Below are 21,717 nucleotides of genomic sequence, written 5' to 3'. Positions count from 1 at the left end.
TTGAAATGCTATTTTTTGACACGTTCGATGTACTCTCCTGTGCGGGTATCGACGCGGATGATGCTGCCGATCTGGATGAACATGGGAACACTTACCTCGGCACCTGTTTCAATCGTTGCCGGTTTTGTTCCGCTTGTTGCCCGGTCATCCTTCGTGGCAGGACTTGTTTCAATGACCTCGACTTCCACGAAGGTCGGCAATTCGACATCGAGAATCGAGCCGTCATCGGAAAAAATAATGAACATCGTAATGCCGTCCTTGAGAAAGCGGGAGGATGAACCGATGGTGAGTTCCGGCACATTGATCTGATCGAAGGTATCGGTATCCATCATGACATAGTCATCTCCGTCACGGTAGAGGTACTGGTACTGCTTCCGTTCGGTCACAATCAGGTCGACCGATTCCGAAGCGCTGAACCGGTATTCTACGTTTCTGCCGCTTTTCAGGTTTTTCATGTTCGCCTGGTAAAATGCACGCAGGTTTCCCGGTGTACGATGGACAAGACTTTCGATAATATGGGGCTCCCCCTTGAAACGGATGATAGAGCCTTTCGAAATATTGCTGATGGACGTCATAAGCTCGATGAAGCGGATTACTGTTTGCAAAAAGAACTTGAAATATAACACCGGGCGGGGACGATTTCAAATGCAGCAGGAGTAATGAGGCTGTTTGCTGAAAAAGTCATTGCAACTTAATGGGTGGCTGTTTAAATTCACTCAATTAGTAGCTCTTGTAAAAGTTTTCTTTAACAATAACAACATGCCATATGTCAAAAGCTGAGTTAGTAGAAAAAATAGCCTCACAGGCAGGATTGACTAAAGCCGATGCGGAGCGTGCAGTGAATGCCTTTATCAATGCTGTTACAGCATCATTGAAAAGCGGTGAAGATGTGACGCTTGTCGGTTTCGGCACTTTTTCAACCGGTGACAGGGCTGAAAGACAGGGCAGAAATCCTCAGACAGGCGAGTCTATTACGATTGCGGCCAAGAAAGTCGTCAAGTTCAAGCCAGGCAAAGCCCTGAAAGACGAAGTCGGCGCCTGAGCGAAAAGAGCTGGAATCCTGAGTTCATGAAGAGTCCATCATCGGCTTCGGCATGATGGACTTTTTTTATCAATACTATTTTTCTGACATGGCATCCAAGGTTGTTCTTGATTTTGAAAAACCGCTGTTCGAACTCGAAGCCAAGCTCAATGAAATGCGGGTTTATCTCAGAGGCAGCGCGAAAGAGCAGAGCGGACAGGAGGCTGATACTCTCAACAGGGACATCGAGCTGCTCGAACAGAAGGTTGACGCGCTGAGACGATCGATATACCGCAATCTCACCCGTTGGCAGAAAGTCCAGCTTGCCCGGCATTCCGAACGTCCCTATACGCTCGACTACATCTATATGATGACCAGCGATTTTACAGAGCTTGCCGGTGACCGTCATTTCGGAGACGACAAGGCGATTGTCGGCGGTTTCGCACGTCTCGAAGAGAGCGTTTCGGGCTTTTCAGAAACAGTCATGATTATCGGGCATCAGAAAGGACGCGACACCAAGTCGAATCTCTACAGGAATTTCGGTATGGCCCAACCCGAAGGGTACCGAAAGGCGCTGCGCCTGATGAAGCTTGCCGAAAAATTCCGAAAACCGGTCATTACCCTGATCGATACTCCCGGGGCATTTCCAGGCATCGAAGCCGAAGAGCGCGGTCAGGCTGAAGCCATTGCAAGAAATCTCTTTGAAATGGCGCGACTTACCGTGCCTGTTATCTGCGTTATCATTGGTGAAGGGGCCAGCGGCGGCGCTATAGGTATCGGAGTCGGAGACAGGATTCTCATGGCCGAGAACGGCTGGTATTCGGTAATCTCGCCAGAGAGCTGTTCGTCGATTCTCTGGAGAAGCTGGAACTTCAAGGAACAGGCTGCCGAAGCGCTCAAACTCACAGCAGATGACCTTCTCCGCCAGGGAATCATCGACAGGATCATACCGGAACCGCTTGGCGGTGCGCATACCGATCCGGAAACAATGGCCGGAACCCTGAAGGCCATGCTTGTCGAGGAGCTGCGGACGCTTATGCCGAAACCGTCCGATCTGCTGGTCAGCGAAAGGATACAGAAGTTCTCGTCAATGGGCGAATGGATCGAGCAATAGCTCCGGAGAGATTGTACTCTGATTCGAGACATTCATGATTTGAAACGAAAAAAGCCGGCATTGCTGCCGGCTTTTTTCTCTCGTGTGTCAATGCCGGATATGAGCGATTCAGTTAATCGTCCAGGTGCTGCTCCCCGAGAGCAGTTCCTCGAATGAGCCTTCTCCCTTCTCCTGCGCTTTTTCGATCTGAGCATCGAGTGCTGCTTCGTAAGTGATTCGATCTTCCACATAAAAAATCCCGAACGGTCTTGGCAGAGCGTCTGGCGTTGTATCGGGATCGTCGAAGAAACGCGCGAGCATATTCGCCTTGATGAAATCCTTTTCGTCATGGATCCAGAGGTCATCCTTCGAAACCGACGGATCGCTGAGATCGACAATGACCGGAGTGAACCCATCGAGTTTGATTCCCTTCCGGTTGTCGTTGCCGAAAACCAGCGGCTTTCCCTGCTCGAGATAAAGGGTGGTGTCGGCCTTCCGATCCTTGTTGCTGAACGCGTCGAATGCGCCGTCGTTGAAAATGGGACAATTCTGGTAAATTTCCACAACCGATGTACCCTTGTGCTCCGCAGCGCGTTTGAAAATATCGCGCATGAACTTGCCGTCGCGATCCATGACTCGCGCCACAAAGGATCCGCCTGCGCCGAGGGTCAGTGCGACGGTATTGATGGGGTGATCAACCACGCCGTTCGGGGAGGTTACGGTCTTGAGCCCTACTTTCGAAGTCGGAGAGTACTGCCCCTTGGTCAGTCCATAAATTTCGTTGTTAAAGAGGATGACATTCATATCCAGGTTTCTCCGAACGGTATGAATGTAATGGTTGCCGCCGATGGAGAGCGCATCGCCGTCGCCGGTTCCGACCCATACGCTGAGATCCGGGCGTGCGGTCTTGATGCCGGAAGCCATGGCCATGGCCCTTCCGTGGATGCCGTGAACGCCGTAGGTCGCCACGTAGTAGGGAAGTCTCGAAGAGCAGCCGATACCTGAAACCACGACAACTTCTTCAGTTTTCAGGCCGAGGTCGGCCATCGCGTTCTTCAGTTGCTGCAGGACGGCGAAGTCGCCGCATCCGGGACACCATTTCGGCTCCTGGTGGGAAGTGAAATCCTTTGCAGTCAGTTGTGCAAGTGTATCGGTCATGATTAAAGCTCCTTTAAGATATCGGTGATTTTTGCTTCGATTTCCATTTCATTGAACGGCAGGCCCTGTACCTTGCTGAACCCGACAGGCTCGATAAGGTATTTGTCCCTTATCAGCGAGAGCATCTGTCCGGAATTGTTCTCCGGAATCAGCACCTTTTTGTAATTGCCCATGAGCTGGCCAAGATTTTTCGGGAATGGATTGATATAGCGCAAGTGGGCGTGGGCGACGCTGCAGCCTCCTTCAAGCACCTGCTCCACGGCTTTTTTGATGGCGCCGTAGGTCGAACCCCAGCCAAGCACAAGCAGATCGCCCTGTTCCGGGCCGTTGTCGATGGTAAGGTCGGGAACGATCTCCGCTACTCGCGCGACTTTTTCGGCGCGCATTTTCGTCATGAGCGCATGGTTTTCCGGATCGTGCGAAACGTTGCCGGTTTCGTGGTGCTTTTCAAGTCCGCCGATACGGTGCTCGAGCCCTTTGGTGCCGGGAATAGCCCACTGACGGACTCCTTTTTCATCCCGCTTGTAGGGGAGATAGGGCGGATCATCGGCGTTCCTTGCAGGAGAAAAGACCGGAGTGATCGATGCCAGGGCGTCGGGCGAAGGCACCAGCATCGGTTCGGAGCTGAGCGCAAGATAGCCGTCTGTCAGGCAGAGAACGGGGGTCATGTACTCAACCGCTATTTTTGCAGCTTCGTAAGCGGCGTAGAAGCAGTCGACCGGCGATTTCGCCGCGATGACCGGCATCGGCGCATCTCCATGCCGTCCGTACATGGCCATCAGCAGATCGGACTGTTCAGGCTTTGTGGGCAGACCGGTTGATGGACCGCCTCTCATGACGTTTATGACGACCAGCGGAATTTCAAGAATGACGGCCAGTCCGAGACCTTCGGATTTCAGGGCGAGTCCGGGTCCGGAGGTGTTGGTGGCTGCAAGCGCTCCGGCATATGCCGCGCCGATGCTGGTAAGCACGCCGGCAATTTCATCTTCAGCCTGGAAGGTCTTGACGCCAAACTTTTTCATATCGGCAAGGGTCTGCAGTATCTCCGATGCCGGGGTGATGGGGTAAGAACCGAGGAAAAGCTCAAGACCGGCTTTTTTCGCAGCGGCTGCAAGCCCGATAGCCGATGCCTCGTTGCCGGTAACGCGGCGGTAGACGCCTGGTTTTTTATCCGCAGGGGCAACGGAGAAACGCCCGTGCTGCGAAAACATCTCGGTTTCGTCGCCGAAGTTGTACCCGGCCTGAACCGCCTTGATATTTGCATCGGCAATATCCTGTTTGTTGCGGAATTTCGTCTGCAGGGTTTCGATCGTGGTTTCGATAGGCAGGCTGTAAAGCCAGTAAAGAACGCCGAGCACGAACATGTTCTTGCATCGGTCGATGAATTTCGTGCTCAGGCCGGTGTCGGCCAGCGCCTTGCGGGTCAGGCTTACTACCGGGATCTTGAAAACGGTATAGTCTTTCAGGGTGCCGTCTTCGAGCGGATTGTTTGCCTCTCCGTATCCGGAAAGGTTAAGGTTTTTCGCATCGAAACCGTCCGTATCGGCGAGAATGATGCCGCCGTAATGCAGGTTTTTCAGGTTTGCCTTGAGCGCAGCCGCGTTCATGGCGATCATGACGTCGAATTTCGCTCCGGGCGTGTAAACGCCGGCGGTGCCGAACTGCAGCTGGAATCCCGAGACGCCTGAAATGGTGCCTGCCGGTGGACGGATTTCGGAGGGGAAGTTCGGAAACGTATTGAGATCCGAGCCGTAAACGGCGACCGTATTTGCAAACTGGGTTCCCGTTAGCTGCATGCCGTCGCCTGAATCTCCGGCGAAAAGTACGGACACGCTGGTTTTAGCTGTTACCATATCTTTTTTGTTTAAGATTGTTGTTTCGTTCATTCGTTCGTTTTCCTGCTGCGTTAAAAAAAACACAAACCAATAAAAACCCCATGTGAACGAACCATTGGTTCATTGCCTTGTGGAGATATTGGCTGTCTGTGAAAAGAAAAAATAGATACGGAGGGCTGGAAACGGTCAGAAAGATCTAACGACGGTTTTCCACAAAGGAGTAAAGATATGTTGGTCGGAACCGAAAACCAAATACTAAAAAAATTAATTTTCGTCGTCCTTTACTATGACGATATTGTTTACCCTGAGATATTCCTGCCACTCATACTCTTCCCTGACCGGACAGTCTGGCGAGAGGTCGCAGAAATCGCATCGCATCATGCCGTACATCTGCTCCATCCAGCAGCCGCTCGCGCTTTTGCTGACCTCATTGACGTAGTTGGGATTCTCCTTGACGATTTTTTCGGATATTTTCATGAGTTCCAGAATATCCTTGCGTCTTTTTTCATCTTCAACGCCCCAGCTCATAGACGGATTCCTTTTTGTTAAGCCGATAAAAAGAAAAGCGGACAATAACCTCATTTTAATATAAATCTTTTTCATAAAGATCCTGCGAAATCAGCTTGACGGGCACCGCACACAATGCTGCCTGCCGTGCCGGCGCGGGGAAAATTAAGTTGGAATCGAGCTTGAAAAAAGGTTAACTTTGAGCCCGAAAGAGGCACTCCCGATGTATCGTCGCAGTATCGGGGAGACCACCGCAACAAGACTACAAGCTCTATGAAATCCAGTGCAATCAGGCAGTCCTTTTTAGATTTTTTTGCCGCAAAAGGCCATAACATCGTGCGTTCGGCTCCGGTAATCCCTGCAGACGACCCGACACTGCTCTTCACCAATGCAGGCATGAACCAGTTCAAGGACGTTTTTCTCGGAAAAGGAACACGCCCTTACAACAGGGCGGCCGATACCCAGAAATGCATAAGGGCTTCAGGAAAACACAACGACCTCGAAGACGTGGGCCGCGATACCTACCATCACACGTTTTTCGAGATGCTCGGCAACTGGTCGTTCGGCGACTACTACAAAAAAGAAGCCATCTCCTGGGCCTGGGAACTCCTGACCACGGTATGGAAGCTGCCGAAAGATCGTCTGTACGCCACGGTCTACAAGGACGACGACGAAAGCTGTCATCTCTGGCAGCAGGAGACCGACATTGAGCACGACCACATCCTGCGTTTCGGAGAAAAAGACAATTTCTGGGAGATGGGCGAAACCGGTCCCTGCGGACCCTGCTCGGAAATCCATATCGATCTTACCGCGGACGGTTCCGGAAAAACGCTCGTCAATGCCGGCGACTACCGGGTCATGGAGCTCTGGAACCTTGTTTTCATCCAGTACAACAGGCAGGGCGACGGCAGGCTCGAACCGTTGCCGCAGAAGCATGTCGATACCGGCATGGGTTTCGAGCGCGTTGCAGCCGTATTGCAGGGCAAAGGCTCGAACTACGATAGCGACGTATTCCTTCCGATTTTCGATCGGATAACCGAAATTACAGGCGTTACGTATAAGGGAACTCTTGACGGCCAGGAAGATATCGCCATGCGGGTACTGGCCGATCATTCGAGAACGCTGACCTTCGCGCTCGCCGATGGAGCCATGCCCTCCAACGAAGGACGCGGCTACGTGCTTCGGCGGATTCTTCGCCGCGCGTTGCGCTATGCCAGGACGCTCGGCAGCCACGAACCAATTCTCTACAGGATTGTCGAAACGCTTGCCGGCGCGATGGGCGATGTTTTTCCCGAACTCAGGAGCAGGCAGGATACCGTTGCGAAAATCATCAGGGCGGAAGAGGAGAGTTTTCTTGGCACTCTGGACCGCGGAATAGAAATTTTCAACGAGGTTGTCGCATCAATCAGGCAGGCAGGCGGATCGGCCATTGCCGGCCAGGATGCATTCAGGCTTTACGATACCTACGGGTTTCCGCTCGATCTCACCAGGCTCATGGCATCGGAAGCCGGGCTGCTGGTGGACGAAGAGGGCTTCGAACACTGCATGCAGGAACAGAAATCCAGAGCGCGTCAGGACCGCAAGGAGAAACAGCAGATCCAGGAGGGCGAGGGCGAGTGGGTCTGGTTCTCCTCCGACCGGGCAACGCGGTTCACCGGATACCTGTCGCTCGAGGAGGATTCCGTTATCGTCGGGTACTGCCGGATGCCTGACAGGTTGCTCGTCGTGCTCGATCGTACCCCGTTTTATGCCGAGAGCGGAGGGCAGGCCGGAGATTGTGGATGGATCGGGACCGGAGAGTACCGTCTGCAGGTAACCGACACCCGAAAAGATGGCGACGTCATCGTCCACGTCGTAACCGCAGCTCGCGATGTCGTACGCGACTGCGCTGTCGATCCGTTCGATGTAGAACCCGACAGCGCAAAACGCGCCTGCAGGGCATCGGTCGATCGCGTAAACCGCGAGGGAACTGAACGCAACCATACCGCAACCCACCTTCTTCATGCAGCACTGCGCAGGATTCTCGGCGAACATGTGCAGCAGAAAGGCTCGTTCGTGTGTGCCGATCGGCTCCGGTTCGATTTCAGCCACTTTTCAAAGCTAAGCCCTGAAGAACTCGATCGTGTCGAATCCGAGGTGAACGCCGCTGTCAGAAGCGCTGAACTGGTGGTGAAACACGAGGATCTGCCGTATGAGGAAGCCATCGAAAAAGGCGCGCTTGCCTTTTTTGGCGACAAGTATGCCGACCGCGTCAGAATGGTTGAAATACCCGGAGTTTCAATGGAACTGTGCGGAGGAACCCACGTAGACAGCATCGGCCAGATAGGCCTGTTCAAGATCGTCGGCGAATCGTCGGTCGCATCCGGCGTGCGTCGTATCGAGGCCTTAACGGGCAGGGCTGCCGAGCAGCTCATGTGGAAAGAGTACCGCGAGTTGCAGGAAATCCGCCAGATGCTCAAACTGAAGGCGGACGAAGAGGTCAAGCCGAAAGTCGCCGAACTGGCCGAGTCGAAAAAAGAGCTTGAAAAACAGCTGCAGGAATACCGCATCGCAGCGCTTGCCGATACGCTTCTTTATGCGCTTGAGTCATCCGAAGAGGTCAAGGGCATTCGTATTATGTCGCGGACTCTTGAAAACGTCGATACCGAAGCTCTTCGTCAGGCAGCCCTCTCGTTGCGCGAACATGTGCCGGCATCGGCAGGGATGCTTTGCACGGTCGAGTACGGAAAGGTGTCGCTTATCGCATTTGCCGGAGAACTTGCCGTCAGGGATTTCGGCATCGATGCCGCAAAGCTTGTTCGTGAAGCGGCAAAACAGGTGCAGGGCGGCGGCGGCGGGAAGCCTGAGTTCGCCACAGCCGGCGGCAAAGATCCTGCAGGAGTTCAGAACGCGCTCGATTTCTTTATTACCGCAGTCAGAAACAGGGTTACAGCGGTATAGTTACAATCATATCCATCCATGAAAAAAACAGTCGATGTTCTCGTTATAGGCGGAAGCGCCGCAGGAATTGTAGCCGCTTCAACCGGGAAGGCGTTTTACCCTTCCAAAAGTTTTCTTATCGTCCGCAAGGAGCCCGAAGCCGTCGTTCCATGCGGTATCCCATATATTTACGGCACGCTGGAGAGCATCAGTCAGAACATTATACCCAGTGCACATATCCAACAGGCCGGCGTCGAGCTGATGATCGATGAAGTGGTTTCGGTCGATACGGCGGCGAAGCTTGCCATTACGGCGAGCGGCACCGAAATCGCCTTCGACAAGCTCGTTTTTGCAACCGGTTCGCTCCCCAAGGTTCCCGCATGGCTCAAGGGAACGGAACTCGGCAACGTCTTTACCATTCCCAAAGATCGCGACTACCTTGAAAACCTTCGCCTGAAACTCGAAGGGTGCGATTCGGTTGTCATTATCGGCGGCGGTTTCATCGGTGTGGAGCTTGCCGACGAACTGCACAAAAAGGGTAAACGGATCACTCTTGTAGAGGTGTTCCCTCATATTCTGCAGGCGGCTTTCGATTCCGACCTGTCGATGAAAGCCGAGGAAATTCTCGCCAAAGAGGGAGTTACCCTGAGGACCGGTGAAAAAGTACAGGAACTGGCAGGCGAAACAACGGTTTCCGAAGTGCTGCTCGAAAGCGGCGAACGTCTCGCTGCAGATGCGGTGATTCTTGCAACAGGTTATGCGCCGAATGTCGAACTTGCGCGCAATGCCGGCGTTAAAATCAACGAGCTTGGCGCCATCAGGGTTGACGAATACATGCGCACCGAAAACAAGGACATTTTCGCAATCGGCGACTGTGCCGAAAAATTCTCGTTCATCACCCGTATCAGTAAAGGGCTGATGCTTGCCTCGACAGCCTGTTCCGAAGCACGCATAGCCGGCATGAACCTCTACGGACTTTCGCGGCTCAGAACCTTCAGCGGCACTCTCTCGATTTTTTCGACGGCTATCGGCGGCATAACCTTCGCCGCTGCGGGCGTCACCGAACAGCTGGCCATCGAAAGAGGATTCGACGTCATTTCGGCATCCGCCGAAGGCATTGACAAGCATCCCGGAACGCTGCCCGGCACCGCCAAACAGTTCGTCAAGCTGATCGTCAACCGCGAATCGGGCCTTGTGCTGGGCGGAGCCGTTGTCGGCGGTCCCAGCGCCGGCGAGCTCATCAATGTGATCGGAGTCATCATCGAAAACAAGATGACCATCCACGAAGTGCTCTCGCTTCAGGTAGGAACCCATCCCCTGCTGACCGGCCCGCCAACCGGATATCCGCTCATAAAAGCCGCTGAAGCAGTGGTGAAAAAGATCAGGGCCGATCGCTGATGCTTGTACTCGACTGTTTTTTCGGGCGATGCGAAAAGCCCTCCTGCGACGGCTGCCTCTGCAGGCCCGTCCGATCGTTGCGCCTGACGCTGAAGTCCCGCGCCATGCAGAAATGCCAGGACGAATCGGTCGATACCGAAGGAGTATGGAAAAAAGAGGTGGAAAGCGTGCTTGCCCACCACAAGGCGCCCGAAAAGAGCCAGCAGCCGCCTGCGCTCAAACGAAAAAAACGGCTGCTTGCGCCGCGCGAAGAGATTCCGTGGTTTCCCACCATCAATCCCGACCTCTGCAACGGCTGCGCCGACTGCAAGGTACTCTGCAAGCCGGGCGTTTTCGAGCCCGGCCCGCCGGATCCGGAGGGCATTCACCGGCCCAAGTTCCTCGTGGCCCATCCCTACAAATGCCTTGTGCTCTGCGACCGATGCGTGCCCATCTGCACCTCCGGCGCCATAAAACTTCCGCCGAAAGAGGATTTCGAGAAATACGTGGAATATGTGGATTGATAGAACGAATACTGAACGGAGCGAACCATGAGCGGTACACCACCCCCTGCAAAGAAAAAAAAGCGCCTGCTTGCGCCGCGCGATGAGATAGCCTGGTTTCCCGTCATCGATGCGGAACTCTGCAACGGATGCGAAGCCTGCGCAGACCTCTGCCGGCCCGGCGTGTTCGAGCCCGGACCGGTCGATGAGGGTGACGACGTGGTGCGCCGTCCGAAAATGACCGTCGCCAATCCTTATAATTGCATCGTGCTCTGTACCCGCTGCGAGCCGGTCTGCCCTTCCGGCGCGATCACCCTGCCCCGACCGGAAGATTTCGAGCGGTTCGTCGAGTATGTCGATTGAGCGGCAGATCAGACTGGCGTGATTCTGTCGTCAATGTGGGTTCCATTTCAGCTGTTCACGCATCCAGCCGGATCTGGTGACATTTTTTCCTGATCAGCTCCTTGTAGGCCGCCTGATTTTCATGGTCAAGAAAACTCTTTTCTATCAACAGATCCCACAGAGGCAGAACATTTCTGAACTTCCTGAACATTCGTTCCTGAACCACCTCGTCAATCGTCAAGACGCCGAAAGCCGCTCTGAAATCGTTCAGCGTGATCTTTTTTTTCTTTCCGTCAAGCGTCAAGGCCAGGTCTTCCTTATCGGAAGGCATAACCAGTCCTGTCGAGACGAGATCATAGGCCGGGGCAAGGCTGTAGCCACCTTTTGCTTCGATATCGATCAGTGAAAAATTCTTCAGATGCATATCCGCATTTCCGGAAAGAAAGCAGAACAGCACCACCTCAAAAAAATTGATGACATCGAGACCCGGATTTGCAGAGTAACGATGTATGGCTTTCGCTATCTGTTCATATGAACCGTGATATTTATTCTCCGTGAGACGTCCGGTGATCTGGCACATATCCTCCATGTGCAGCTTGCCTTTCCCTGTACGATCAATACGGCGCGTCACGTATGCAAGGGCTCCCGACCGCATGCGAATCAGGGTGTGCGGAACCGTATCGATACGCGCCGCTTCAGCCATGCGCATCGTCAGGTCCTCTATTTCCGGCAACTGCCGAAATCGATGCGAAGGGGGCTTGAGTATGTACCCTCCCCACAGGCCAACAATGGTGAATCGCTGCGGAGCATGAGCCTTTCCTGCCGGTTCCAGATGCAGCGACAGTTTCGGCTGCACCCCCGTAATGGCGGTCTGGCTCCGGATGACCTCCAGAGCGAGTTCGTCGAGCTGGTTTTCATCATAGGGTAACTGTGGAGGGAGAGACGTTCCGAACATTTTCCGGCTGCACTTCCGATGGAAATCACCCTCCCCGGAGGCCAGCGGCTCATAGCAATAAAGACAGCGACGATCCATCGGCTCACTCCATGATTACAGGATGTACACTCACCGCCCCGATGCAATCCCTGCAGCAGTTCAGCAAGAGACCCATACGATCTCGCGGATCGAGCTTCCAGTTCCTTTCGGCAACGGCAAGCAGCCACCCTTCGGGTATCAATCCGTCAAAAAAAGGAAACATGGTTCTGCTCGAATATGCATCAGTCCGCAACGGGAGCGTCAGACTTACCGGTCTGGCATCCTTCGAATCCAGGTATGCCTGATCATACAGAAAATGATAGCCCTCTTCATCCTGAATGAACCAGCCCGCGATTCGGTCACGGTATCGTATTTCGGCTTTTTGCATACGCTATGCCTCCCTTTCCGGCCTGACAGGCGCAAGTACAAACCCGAACAGGGCAAGCACCTGGTTCACCTTGTCCATCCGCAATGTTTTTTTTCCCTGTTCAAGATCACGGATAAAACGAAGACCCGTACCGGCTTTTTCTGCCAGTTCCGGCTGGGTCATGCCCAGGGCCTTTCGCCTGTTGCGGACAAATTCAGCTATATCCTTCATGATTTCTGTGATACCTTATCGGGTATACCGTGTATGGTTTATAGTCAATCTATACCTTTTCGGGTATAATAACAAGCAAAAACTATAAATCTATACCCTTTCAGGTATAAATCCTCCGGCGCGATCACCCTTCCCCCCAGCGAGGATTTCGAAAGGTTCGTCGAGTACGTCGATTGAGCGTTCCGTCATATTGAGCAGGCACGATTTGGCGCAAGCAGGCTCACATCGTTTTTAGCAGCATCAACTTCTCCTGCGTTTTTTGCCATGCATCTCCTGGCATCAGAGGTGCAAGTACCTCAAGCACATAGAGCCCAGCTGCCTTTGCATCCCATGATGTCGTACTGGTCAGAAGCGGTGCCATGTCATCGAGAAAACGGGGGTCATCAAGTTTCTCGAACAGGTTTATTTCGAATCCAGCCCGGCTGATCCTGTGCTGTTCATGTTCCAGATATTGCAGAAAACAGGAAACAACTGATTCGGGGTTTATGGGAATTGTTCCTGCAGCATGCCAAAGATCGAACAGATCCCTGCCTTTCTTGCGCTGATAGAGTGCCCGCAGCTTCGTTCCAGGCAACTCGTTTTTGCTATAACTGGTAATGGAAGCACTCCCGGAGTACCATCTTGATGTCATCGAAAAATGACTCTGCTGATATCCAAGTACGGTAAAGTGTTCTCTCGAATTGATCTCCACTTTCAATCGTAAGGGCAATCCCTCTTCTGATTCGACCCGCCAGATACCACCCGGCATTCCGATTGCTTGCGTTTGGGCTCCCCAAGCCAGGGATTCAGTTTTTCCTGGACCGCATCCATGATCGGCCCGATCGGGCCGGGCTCCTTTTGCACCAGATCGATATCCTCTGAATATCTCGCTGGTGGAAGATGAAGCTTAAAGAGAGCGGTGCCACCTCGAAAAACCAGATTGGCCGCCGCAACAGGATGGCTGTAGATATCAACCAGCGCCCGACAGATTATCAGATCCTGCTCAACTTGTGGGAACCTCTAAAAAGTGTGATGAGCGATCAAAGTGCAAGGCGGACGGAGCGGAGAAACCGGAGTGTACACGTAGTACATGAGGATTTCGAGCACCGACCAACACAGCAATTTAGGTGCGCAATAACTTTTTAGAGGTTCCCTTGTGATATCTGCTGCCAGGCAGCACGGGAGCGCCACTGGGTGATATAATCAAGAGGGATCATAGGTCAGGGCTGATCTTTTCGTTCGGCAGGAGACGCCATCTAAGGTTCTGCCGGATGCCATGAAATGGCCGTGACGGGGACAGCGGTGCTGGAACCGGTTTCCGTTCCGCGACATATACCGCCAATCCTTGCGCCAGCTTCTCCTCTCCGATCATTTCAAGCAAGTAGCCTAAACGCTGAGTCCAGGTAATCGGTGACAGCCCGGTTATGGAGATCAGTTTTTCGGCATCAAGGGATTCGGCCAATTCCGCCAGAACGGTCACGGCATTGTCAAGCCCTCCTGCATGATGGGGATAACCAACCACATCGAAAGCGGTTACCTCTGGAGTAGACACCTTCAGATAGCCTCGCGGGGTCTTGAAATCTCGGGTCGGCATCAAGGCTGCATTGTTACGCTTGATGAAAACCACCTTGACCGTGCCACAGACAATTCCTGTGCGCGATTCCTCCGTCACAACCTGAAAGGTCTGAGGTCGTTGATGGGCGGCCCCATAGAACTCGCCGGCGGAAAGGATACCTGTATAATAGGGCTCTTTCAGATGCTCCATCAAAGCGGGAATGAACTGGTTGGCCGGAAGACACCCCATCTGTCGGTATTCCGGCGGTACAATCACATAATACCCCCGGAAAGGCATGGCAAGCGCACCCTTATGCCGCAGCCGCCTCAAGGCTGCACGAGTTGCATCAACCCCCGAACCAAGGGCTGAAGCTGCCTCCGCACCGCTGAAACAGAACAGTCCTTTTTCCTGCAAGCCGTCAATGTATCGGATGAGATTCATGCTTATAAATACATGAATCAATCGACAAAAGCAACGTTTCCTGTCACTTTTATAAATCGATTCATGATAATCGCCAAGCCGAAAAACCTGTTCGAGGCACCGTTAATCGTGTCATGAGCCGTAAGGAGGATGGCGATCCTACTCCGCCAGCTCGTCGCGGTCCCTGAATCCCATCAGGTAGAGGATTGCGTCGAGGCCGAGGGTCGAGATCGCCTGTTTTGCCCGTTCGCGCACGATGGGCTTCGCCCTGAAGGCGATGCCGAGACCGGCCTTGCCGAGCATCGGCAGGTCGTTTGCGCCGTCCCCGACCGCAACGGTCTGTTCAAGGCTGATGTTCTCCTTTTCGGCAAGCAGTTCGAGCAGCTCGGCCTTTCTCGCTCCGTCCACAACCCTGCCGAGCACCCTTCCGGTCAGGCAGCCGTTCTCGATTTCGAGGGTGTTGGCATAGACATAGTCGATCGAGAGCTTTTTCTGCAGATAGTGGCCGAAATAGGTGAATCCTCCCGAAAGAATCGCGGTTTTATAGCCGAGCCGCTTCAGGTTGCTGAACAACCGTTCTGCGCCCTCGGTAAGCTGCAACCGTGCGGCGATGCTCTCCATCACATGTTCGTCAAGCCCCTTGAGCTGCGCCACCCGCCGCTGCAGGCTCTCGTTGAAATCCAGTTCCCCCCGCATGGCCTGTTCGGTAATTGCCGAAACCTCCTCGCCGACCCCCGCTTCAAGGGCAAGTTCGTCGATCACCTCCGAGGTGATCAGTGTCGAATCCATATCGAACACCACCATCCGCCGGTTCCGCCGGAAAATATTGTCCTCCTGGAAGGCGATGTCGATGCCGAGGCTGTCGGTAATGGCCAGAAGCTGTTCGCGAAAAAGGTTTTCGTCGGAGAGGGTTCCCCTCAGCGAGAACTCCACGCAGGCGCGGGTGTGGTTGTCGCCGTTATCGAGCGGGATTCGGCCTGAAAGGCGGCTGATGGTGTCGATATTGAGATGATGAGCGGCAACGATCGACGATACCCGCTTAAGCTGTTCGGCTGAAATTTTTCTCGACAGCAGCGAGAGCAGGTATCGGGGCTTGCCCTGTTCGCCTACCCACCGGTCGTACTCCTCGTCGGCTACCGGCGTAAAGGAAATCTGTATGCCGAGCGTATGGGCGCAGAAGAGCAGGTCCTTGAGAACGGGCGACGAAGCCGACTCTTTGGGCACCTCAACCAGCATGCCGAGGCTGAGATGGTTATGGATCACCGCCTGCCCGATATCGAGCACCGGTACCCTCGCGTCAGCAAGAATCGCCGTTATTTTCGACGTCAGACCCGGTTTGTCCAGGCCGGTAATATTGATAAGGAGAAGCTCGCTCATATCAGGGAGGTTAACGGTTAGCTCTACGCAACAGGCGCTATCGACAAGCCATTTCGCAGTACTCTCATGGAACCGTTTATTGCGGTCATCTCCCATGACAATCCCGCTCGACTGTTGAACAACAACATCGCATTGCAAAGCATCAAGATAGTGTTGTTTCAGGAACCTTCAAAAACGGGGGCAGGGAAGATAACCGAATGGCAGACATCGGGTGCAGGCAGAATGTCAGTGGTTTACAGTGTAGTTATTGGTTGGTTGGTGCTGTATTATTTTGATGACTCGACATTATTTTGCTATACTTTCAGTAAGCTGTTGTTACGATGTGAGTAAGCATGCCGGTCGCTGCTCACTTGCTGTGAAGCTGATATGATATTCGAACCGTTCAGGATTGATGGGATATAAAGATGTAAGTACCACAATGGTTAACAAGGGCGGTTATGGAGTAAAAAGCCCTTTTGACCTGTTTATTGCCGGTTTAGCCTGACCTGTATAAACCGATGGGTTTGAATAATTGTTGATTTCATTAATTCATTTATAATTAAATAATTAGTTGGTCTGTGAATGTGAAATTGAAATTGTCTTATACAGAAAGAAGCTTTCTGCTTTTCCTGAATTAGGCAGATCAGTCTAAACATTGTTAGGCGATAAAAATGAACGAAAAGACTGACATAAATGATGATCTTCCGCGATTGATTTCCGAGCATGCTGATCAGTTGAACCCTGAAAGCGAACGAGGAACGGTAATCGTTAGCGCAGCTTTGATGGATGAAGCGCTCGAAGATTTGATAAAAGCGAGGTTAGTTTCATCGCCAGGGCATGAGGATGAACTGTTTGCCGGGCCTTATGCCCCGTTAGGGAGTTTCTCGGCAAAAACTGATTTCGCTTATCGCTTGGGTCTAATTGGACTTTCTACCAGAAACAGCCTCCATCAAATTCGCAAACTAAGGAACGATTTTGCTCATTCATCTGTCATCGAATCTTTTGACTCGAGCAAAGTCAAGAACAGAGTTAGAGAACTCTTTAAGCTGAACCAAAACATGCTTGATATTATCTGGGCAGTAGCCAAAGAACGGGAACATCCAGAAGTCAAGCGACTCACAAAAGACCTGGACCCAAGCCACAGCATTGACAATTTAGTTGCCATAGCTGGGTGGCGCGGCATGTTTGAGATACTCGTGTCGTTGATTGCTGCAGCACTAAAAATATGGCGTGCTGAAATTGAACCTCTAACATCGTGGGCCGACAGACCAACGGACAAGGACGTTTAACCATGGCTTCCAGCTGATTGCTTAATGCTCCCGCTGAAGCCTATGTTATCTGTGAAATCATATGAGACCAAACATAACTCCAGACGAATTTGTTAAATGGCTTAAAAGCCAACCTCCAGAAGTCTTGGAAAAAGAAAACGAAATTACTCATCTGGAAGCTGTAAAGGATTATGAAGAGTTTGTAAGATTGTTTAAAGAAGGACAATGTAGTCTTTGTGGAAATCCATTAAAAACTTTTAGTACCAACAGGCCATGCCTGCATTGGCTATTGCGTCCTAACAAGTTCAAGAAGAAACACTTCCCTACTATATTTCAAGAATTCACATATTTTAGAATTTCAACTTATATCAGGTGGGTTGCATCGATAGACAAGCCAATTCAAAACATAAATGACATACAAGAAGAACACCCTGGAGAAAAGGTAATTGACTTCACAGCAAAGCATAAACACTTAACCTGGTCATTTTCATGCAGTAAATCAGACTTCGAAGGGCACATGACAACCAAGTCTGGAAATTACCCTCACTACCACATGCAAATGAAATTAAATGGACAATCTTTTATTCGTTACAGCGACTTCCACGTCCCATTTCACAAAGACGATCTTTTCGATATTGAGTTATTTTCAAAACATAAAGATTTTGCCGTACACAGTTATGGCCCCGGTTCTGGTATGCAGGAATTAATGGGAAGCAAAGAAGGTCTTGAATTTATTGTTGAACATTCCACCCCAATAAATAATCCAGACGATGCCGCATATAATCTCAGTACCATGATCATGGCTCCTTTGGGAGGGACTATCTCGGGAGATCTAATTGCAAATGCAGCAAAAGAGGCAAAAGAAACCCAGAGAACCCTAGCTTCTGTTATCAGGGATAAGTTAAAAGATTCAGGGGCAAATATTACTACTATAGTTTCACCCGGTGACGGCGTTCCTGAACCGCAACAGCGTGAAGGTGGCAGGAAGAAAAAGAATAGCAGATAACCAGTCAATCTGAAGGAATAAATCTCCGGGACGTTGATCCGTACCCTCAAATGCAAGACGAATGGCTGATGGTGGGAGTCGTTTGCAACTACGTAAACAGATCGAAAAGAAAATATTGCGGGGAATAAATCTCCGGGACGTTGATCCGTTCCCTCAAATGCAAGACGAATGGCTGATGGTGGGAGTCGTTTGCAACTACGTAAACAGATCGAAAAGAAAATATTGCGGTGCTTCCAGAGTGGTTCTTTAATTGACTGAAATATTCTGTACCTTTTTCGTAATACAGTAATCGACCGGTTTTCCCTTGCTACTATACGGAAATTAGCTATGAGCAATCAGGAGATCGACTGAATTCAGCGTTACAGACATTACGTACACCCGTTCGGGCAGCTCGACAGGGCTGTTGATCTTGCCAGGCAGCGTCCTTTGACCGAACTTGAACAGCAGGGCTTGATCCAGTCTTTCGAGGTTAAGAAGACGGGACGCTCGCAACTACGTAAACTAATTGCTTGGGAGACCCGGTTAATTCTGGCAATGAAGCATTCGTCCCTATAACTGATCACTGTTGTATTCGGAACTGATCGAGAGGTTTAGCCCGGAAAGAATTCGAGTATTGCATATTTTGTACTGACTGATATGGACCAATGTCACAGAGTCGTTTGCAAGCCTTCCTTCAGGTGGGCGAACAAGCGGCTGGGCAGATATACATTTTCGTCATTCAGGATGAGAGAATTAGGCGCAATGTGGCGAAGTCAAGAAAAGTATACATAGTTGCGACCGTCACGTTACAAGTTCATGATTTCAGGAACGTCCCGCCTGTCCTGTGCTTTTTTCTGGGTGTTTATGTGTTTATCTGCGTTTTTTTGAAATCTTACTATTTCAAGATTATGACTTATTTGAAGGTACTGTTATGTGTGCAGTTACTGGTTATAAGTGTTTATTGTTGCTTTCCTGTATCTGCGGAAGAAGTTGAGGGAAATAATGGAAGATTGTTGGATACAACAGAAAAAGCTATTAACAAATTGTTGTTACAAATTGAGCGACAGCGTTACGGATATGATACAAAATGGCAAAAGTCAAATAAAGATTCATTGCTTGCTATTGGGAGCTCAATGTATTTGGGGAAAAAGGTGTCTCCGGTTACTTTTGAATATGTTAAAAATATACTTACCGGTATTCCAAAAATAAAGAATGAATATGAGACAACAATGTCTTTTCAAAGTAGATTATTAGAAGTCTTGAGTCATGTTCCAAAGAGCTATGTTTTACAGGTGCCTCTTGATAAAAGCCATATTAAGTATAATGCAGACGATCAGTTGTTGATCATTGATACATATGCTGTAGATAATACGAATACAAGATATGAAGGTGTTTTTGGTTATGGAACACCTTTCTATGAAAAAATTGATTATATTAATAACAGTAATATGGATGTTGTTGTTTCATCAAAAAAATCTTTTACTGGTAGTTATTGGGCAAGCAATGCTTTTGGAATTAAGGCCAAAGTTAATCGATCTAAAAGAAATACAAGTGCGGTTTTTGATGGTGTAGGGGCATTATTTGATAACAATGGTGAGCTTGCCAAGTTAATAGTAAGTCGAACACAGGCGCCATCATTAAAGGCATCATTGAAGGCGGCATTGGTTGTTGTTCCAAAGTACCCGTATTTTCTTCGTGGAAAAGTGCTATGGGATGATCCAACTATCTATTCACTTGTAGACATCGATGAAGATCTCAACGTTATAATAGCAGATATTCAGTTTGTTTTAATTACTGATAGTATGAATAATGTTTTGGCGGTGTATGTGACTAATTAATTTCTATTTTTTTGCTGTATTCACGTATTGCTTTATTGATATTATGTCCCTATTATGCAACTGGGTAAGGGATCCGTTTCGTTTTTTCTGATTAAGCGCGGTATTTTTAATACAAGAAATTTGTGGTAGGAAGGGGTGAGCGCTCGCAACTACGTAAACTAATCGCCTGGGAGACTCGGTTAACTCTTATTCGTCATTGTGACTATTCTCTCTTGTATTCGGAACTGATCGAGCTGATTCACCCGGAAAAAATTCGCGTATTGCTTGTTTTGTCTTAAGAGTATGGCTTATTGTCTAGGAGTCTTTTTCACTTTGCACCGCCAAATAAATTTTCCGCAACGTAGCACTGCTCACCCGCGGCCACGTTAGATGTATGAAGGAGAATATGAAATGCATGAGAACTCAGAAACATCTATACACTCAGCAAAAGCGCTCTGGGAGCATTCTCAAAAGAATGCTAATGATGCCAAGAAAAAAGAGATAGCTGCTAATAAAACATCTCACCTAGCCTCTGAACAAGTGGCTTTACTAAGAGAATCAAATGAGTTAGCTACAAAAGCACTTCTTGAAGCACAAAAAGCAAGTGCTGACAGCAAAAGAACATCAAAAAAAGCTTTCTGGTCAAATGTAATTGCATTCGTATCATTAATAGCAGCTGTTGCATCATTAGTATTTACTGTTTTATCAAGTAGCACCTAACAACGCAAGCAAATCGACGCCTAAAAGTAAGTCTCCGGGACGTTGATCCATTCCCTCAAATGCAGGATGAATGGCTGATAGAGTGATGAGGGAGATCGTTCGCAACTACGTAAACAAAACGGAAAAGAGATATCACGGTCGTTTCTTGACCGGTTTTTCAATTGAGATGGCAAAAACAGTTGGTGCACGGCCGTCAGAAATAAAGCGGATGGAGAGCGCTTTTGAGGATGACGACCTGTCCCGTGCGTTACGCTTGTGAGCCGCGATGTAGTCGGAAATTAAAAATCAGCCAATTTCGGAAATTAGCAGTCGCCCAGTAGTCGGGAGAATCGACGTTGACATGCAGCATGGATACAAGGTATGGCTTATGCTGGAACGGTCCGTCAGCTCAGGATTTAAGCAGCAGCGGGGAACCTTGTTGTGGTATCGGTGTGAGTTGTAAATTTACGCCGTTGTGAGCGTAACGTCACAAGTTCATGATTTCAGGAACGTCCCGCCTGTCCTTCCAAGCCGGTAAGATTGATAAGGAGAAGCTCGCTCATAACAGGGAGATTAACGATTAGCTCTACACAACAGGCGGTATCGACAAGCCATTTTGCAGTACTCTCATGGGGCCGTTTATTGCGGTCATTTCCCATGACAATCCCGCTCGACTGTTGAACAACAACATCGCATTGCAAAACATCAAGATAGTGTTGTTTGGACATGCTATATTTTGATAGACAGGTAAAGAAGCCATACCTTACCAACCAAAAGGAGGTATGAATTATGGCGAATCAACAAACACGCCGTCAATACGACAAACAGTTTAAAATCGATGCCGTCAAGCTCACGCTTAAAGGCGACAAAACCGCAAGGGATATTGCTGATGCCCTCGGGATCAGCCCAAATGTGCTGTACCGTTGGAGGCTCAAGTACCTGGCATCAAAGGAAAAAGCTTTTCCTGGAACCGGTAATCCAAAGGATGCTGAGGCCGATAAAATACGGCAACTCGAACGGGAGCTACGGTTAGTAACTGAAGAGCGCGAAATATTAAAAAAGGCCTGTGCTGTGTTCGCGAAGGAAAATCACTGATGTATCGCTTTATCAGTGATCATAAGAAGCTGTTTGCTGTCAGGACGATGTGCCGAGTGCTCGGCATCTCTGTCAGCAGCTATTATGCGTGGAGTGCGACGCGAAGTCGCGTATTTGAACTGTTCTTTGTAGAACCAGTTGTGCCGTCAACTGCCCCCACCGGCACATGCAGGATGAGTAATCGCCCTGTGTGAAGCTGCCGGAAACGTACCCGCGG

At 50.4% G+C, this 21,717-nt stretch carries 21 protein-coding genes and 2 pseudogenes; 12 read left to right on the top strand and 11 right to left on the bottom strand.

The annotated features are described in order from the left end of the window. Positions 1-8: 8 nt before the first annotated feature. Entirely contained in the window at positions 9-575 is a 567-nt protein-coding gene (gene efp, locus K4305_RS06145; RefSeq protein WP_331561574.1) for an elongation factor P, read from the bottom strand. Between the two features lie 191 nt (positions 576-766). Here efp and K4305_RS06140 point away from each other — a divergent pair, with 191 nt between their 5' ends. Next, positions 767-1,042 (top strand): HU family DNA-binding protein, encoded by a 276-nt coding sequence (locus K4305_RS06140; protein WP_331561515.1) that lies wholly within the window; start codon positions 767-769, stop codon positions 1,040-1,042. 88 nt (positions 1,043-1,130) lie between these two features. Then, complete coding sequence (locus K4305_RS06135) at positions 1,131-2,135, top strand: acetyl-CoA carboxylase carboxyltransferase subunit alpha (RefSeq protein ID WP_331561514.1); 1,005 nt, start codon at positions 1,131-1,133, stop codon at positions 2,133-2,135. Between the two features lie 108 nt (positions 2,136-2,243). Here the strand turns inward: K4305_RS06135 and K4305_RS06130 are convergent, their stop codons facing one another. The 3 genes from K4305_RS06130 to K4305_RS06120 form a co-directional block, all read right to left on the bottom strand. Next, positions 2,244-3,272: a 2-oxoacid:ferredoxin oxidoreductase subunit beta gene (locus K4305_RS06130; RefSeq protein ID WP_331561513.1), complete on the bottom strand. Its 1,029-nt coding sequence runs from the start codon at positions 3,270-3,272 to the stop codon at positions 2,244-2,246. Positions 3,273-3,274: 2 nt separating this feature from the next. Further along, entirely contained in the window at positions 3,275-5,158 is a 1,884-nt protein-coding gene (locus tag K4305_RS06125) for a 2-oxoacid:acceptor oxidoreductase subunit alpha (protein ID WP_331561512.1), read from the bottom strand. A 213-nt stretch (positions 5,159-5,371) separates the two neighbouring features. Then, complete coding sequence (locus K4305_RS06120; RefSeq protein ID WP_331561511.1) at positions 5,372-5,635, bottom strand: hypothetical protein; 264 nt, start codon at positions 5,633-5,635, stop codon at positions 5,372-5,374. A 252-nt stretch (positions 5,636-5,887) separates the two neighbouring features. Between K4305_RS06120 and alaS the strand changes: the two genes are divergently transcribed. From alaS to K4305_RS06100, 4 genes are read left to right on the top strand one after another with little or no spacing between them, the layout of a single operon-like run. Next, a complete protein-coding gene (gene alaS, locus K4305_RS06115) occupies positions 5,888-8,554 on the top strand; it encodes an alanine--tRNA ligase (RefSeq protein ID WP_331561510.1) in 2,667 nt (888 codons plus the stop codon). Between the two features lie 18 nt (positions 8,555-8,572). Beyond that, positions 8,573-9,931, top strand: coding sequence for an FAD-dependent oxidoreductase (locus K4305_RS06110; RefSeq protein ID WP_331561509.1), 1,359 nt, complete (start codon positions 8,573-8,575; stop codon positions 9,929-9,931). Next, a complete protein-coding gene (locus K4305_RS06105) occupies positions 9,931-10,434 on the top strand; it encodes a 4Fe-4S dicluster domain-containing protein (protein ID WP_331561508.1) in 504 nt (167 codons plus the stop codon). Before K4305_RS06110 ends, K4305_RS06105 begins: the two co-directional genes overlap by 1 nt. Before the next feature lie 27 nt (positions 10,435-10,461). Further along, positions 10,462-10,776 carry a 4Fe-4S dicluster domain-containing protein gene (locus tag K4305_RS06100; RefSeq protein WP_331561507.1) on the top strand — a complete coding sequence of 105 codons (315 nt, stop codon included), beginning with the start codon at positions 10,462-10,464 and terminating at the stop codon, positions 10,774-10,776. A gap of 55 nt (positions 10,777-10,831) precedes the next feature. Here K4305_RS06100 and K4305_RS06095 read toward each other — a convergent pair whose 3' ends face one another. The 6 genes and pseudogenes from K4305_RS06095 to serB form a co-directional block, all read right to left on the bottom strand. Beyond that, positions 10,832-11,788, bottom strand: a complete 957-nt coding sequence (locus K4305_RS06095; protein ID WP_331561506.1) for a HipA domain-containing protein — start codon at positions 11,786-11,788, stop codon at positions 10,832-10,834. A 4-nt stretch (positions 11,789-11,792) separates the two neighbouring features. Beyond that, positions 11,793-12,116, bottom strand: a complete 324-nt coding sequence (locus tag K4305_RS06090; protein WP_331561505.1) for a HipA N-terminal domain-containing protein — start codon at positions 12,114-12,116, stop codon at positions 11,793-11,795. Positions 12,117-12,119: 3 nt separating this feature from the next. After that, complete coding sequence (locus K4305_RS06085) at positions 12,120-12,326, bottom strand: helix-turn-helix transcriptional regulator (RefSeq protein WP_331561504.1); 207 nt, start codon at positions 12,324-12,326, stop codon at positions 12,120-12,122. Between the two features lie 220 nt (positions 12,327-12,546). Continuing rightward, a pseudogene (locus K4305_RS06080) lies at positions 12,547-13,301 on the bottom strand (nucleotidyl transferase AbiEii/AbiGii toxin family protein). Between the two features lie 217 nt (positions 13,302-13,518). After that, positions 13,519-14,301, bottom strand: a complete 783-nt coding sequence (locus K4305_RS06075) for a type IV toxin-antitoxin system AbiEi family antitoxin (RefSeq protein WP_331561503.1) — start codon at positions 14,299-14,301, stop codon at positions 13,519-13,521. A gap of 138 nt (positions 14,302-14,439) precedes the next feature. After that, the gene (gene serB / locus K4305_RS06070; protein WP_331561502.1) at positions 14,440-15,657 is read right to left on the bottom strand and encodes a phosphoserine phosphatase SerB; all 1,218 of its coding nucleotides are present in this window, start codon (positions 15,655-15,657) and stop codon (positions 14,440-14,442) included. Positions 15,658-16,307: 650 nt separating this feature from the next. Between serB and K4305_RS06065 the strand changes: the two genes are divergently transcribed. From K4305_RS06065 to K4305_RS06050, 5 genes and pseudogenes are all read left to right on the top strand, one after another. Further along, complete coding sequence (locus K4305_RS06065; RefSeq protein ID WP_331561501.1) at positions 16,308-16,925, top strand: hypothetical protein; 618 nt, start codon at positions 16,308-16,310, stop codon at positions 16,923-16,925. Positions 16,926-16,986: 61 nt separating this feature from the next. Further along, the gene (locus K4305_RS06060; protein WP_331561500.1) at positions 16,987-17,910 is read left to right on the top strand and encodes a hypothetical protein; all 924 of its coding nucleotides are present in this window, start codon (positions 16,987-16,989) and stop codon (positions 17,908-17,910) included. A 351-nt stretch (positions 17,911-18,261) separates the two neighbouring features. Continuing rightward, positions 18,262-18,378 (top strand): annotated as a pseudogene (locus K4305_RS12290) (nucleotidyltransferase); the annotation flags it as partial. 446 nt (positions 18,379-18,824) lie between these two features. Beyond that, positions 18,825-19,727 (top strand): hypothetical protein, encoded by a 903-nt coding sequence (locus K4305_RS06055; protein ID WP_331561499.1) that lies wholly within the window; start codon positions 18,825-18,827, stop codon positions 19,725-19,727. Between the two features lie 369 nt (positions 19,728-20,096). Further along, a complete protein-coding gene (locus tag K4305_RS06050; protein WP_331561498.1) occupies positions 20,097-20,426 on the top strand; it encodes a hypothetical protein in 330 nt (109 codons plus the stop codon). 482 nt (positions 20,427-20,908) lie between these two features. Here the strand turns inward: K4305_RS06050 and K4305_RS06045 are convergent, their stop codons facing one another. After that, positions 20,909-21,133 (bottom strand): hypothetical protein, encoded by a 225-nt coding sequence (locus K4305_RS06045; protein ID WP_331561497.1) that lies wholly within the window; start codon positions 21,131-21,133, stop codon positions 20,909-20,911. 61 nt (positions 21,134-21,194) lie between these two features. Between K4305_RS06045 and K4305_RS06040 the strand changes: the two genes are divergently transcribed. After that, on the top strand, positions 21,195-21,500 hold the full coding sequence (locus K4305_RS06040) for a transposase (RefSeq protein ID WP_331561496.1): 306 nt from the start codon (positions 21,195-21,197) through the stop codon (positions 21,498-21,500). Positions 21,501-21,717 lie beyond the last annotated feature (217 nt).

It is taken from the genome of Chlorobium sp., from assembly GCF_036528655.1.
Lineage (GTDB): Bacteria > Bacteroidota > Chlorobiia > Chlorobiales > Chlorobiaceae > Chlorobium.
Note: the sequence above shows the minus strand (reverse complement) of the source record. Positions and strands in the feature narration are given on the sequence as shown.

Coding starts and splice junctions, on each gene's coding strand:
- K4305_RS06045 (WP_331561497.1), bottom strand. CDS start 21,133: ATGTCCAAACAACACTATCTTGATGTTTTGCAATGCGATGTTGTTGTT.
- K4305_RS06125 (WP_331561512.1), bottom strand. CDS start 5,158: ATGAACGAAACAACAATCTTAAACAAAAAAGATATGGTAACAGCTAAA.
- K4305_RS06100 (WP_331561507.1), top strand. CDS start 10,462: ATGAGCGGTACACCACCCCCTGCAAAGAAAAAAAAGCGCCTGCTTGCG.
- K4305_RS06120 (WP_331561511.1), bottom strand. CDS start 5,635: ATGAGCTGGGGCGTTGAAGATGAAAAAAGACGCAAGGATATTCTGGAA.
- K4305_RS06135 (WP_331561514.1), top strand. CDS start 1,131: ATGGCATCCAAGGTTGTTCTTGATTTTGAAAAACCGCTGTTCGAACTC.
- K4305_RS06065 (WP_331561501.1), top strand. CDS start 16,308: ATGAACGAAAAGACTGACATAAATGATGATCTTCCGCGATTGATTTCC.
- K4305_RS06110 (WP_331561509.1), top strand. CDS start 8,573: ATGAAAAAAACAGTCGATGTTCTCGTTATAGGCGGAAGCGCCGCAGGA.
- K4305_RS06130 (WP_331561513.1), bottom strand. CDS start 3,272: ATGACCGATACACTTGCACAACTGACTGCAAAGGATTTCACTTCCCAC.
- serB (WP_331561502.1), bottom strand. CDS start 15,657: ATGAGCGAGCTTCTCCTTATCAATATTACCGGCCTGGACAAACCGGGT.
- K4305_RS06095 (WP_331561506.1), bottom strand. CDS start 11,788: ATGGATCGTCGCTGTCTTTATTGCTATGAGCCGCTGGCCTCCGGGGAG.
- alaS (WP_331561510.1), top strand. CDS start 5,888: ATGAAATCCAGTGCAATCAGGCAGTCCTTTTTAGATTTTTTTGCCGCA.
- K4305_RS06040 (WP_331561496.1), top strand. CDS start 21,195: ATGGCGAATCAACAAACACGCCGTCAATACGACAAACAGTTTAAAATC.
- K4305_RS06140 (WP_331561515.1), top strand. CDS start 767: ATGTCAAAAGCTGAGTTAGTAGAAAAAATAGCCTCACAGGCAGGATTG.
- efp (WP_331561574.1), bottom strand. CDS start 575: ATGACGTCCATCAGCAATATTTCGAAAGGCTCTATCATCCGTTTCAAG.
- K4305_RS06085 (WP_331561504.1), bottom strand. CDS start 12,326: ATGAAGGATATAGCTGAATTTGTCCGCAACAGGCGAAAGGCCCTGGGC.
- K4305_RS06090 (WP_331561505.1), bottom strand. CDS start 12,116: ATGCAAAAAGCCGAAATACGATACCGTGACCGAATCGCGGGCTGGTTC.
- K4305_RS06075 (WP_331561503.1), bottom strand. CDS start 14,301: ATGAATCTCATCCGATACATTGACGGCTTGCAGGAAAAAGGACTGTTC.
- K4305_RS06105 (WP_331561508.1), top strand. CDS start 9,931: ATGCTTGTACTCGACTGTTTTTTCGGGCGATGCGAAAAGCCCTCCTGC.
- K4305_RS06050 (WP_331561498.1), top strand. CDS start 20,097: ATGTATGAAGGAGAATATGAAATGCATGAGAACTCAGAAACATCTATA.
- K4305_RS06060 (WP_331561500.1), top strand. CDS start 16,987: ATGAGACCAAACATAACTCCAGACGAATTTGTTAAATGGCTTAAAAGC.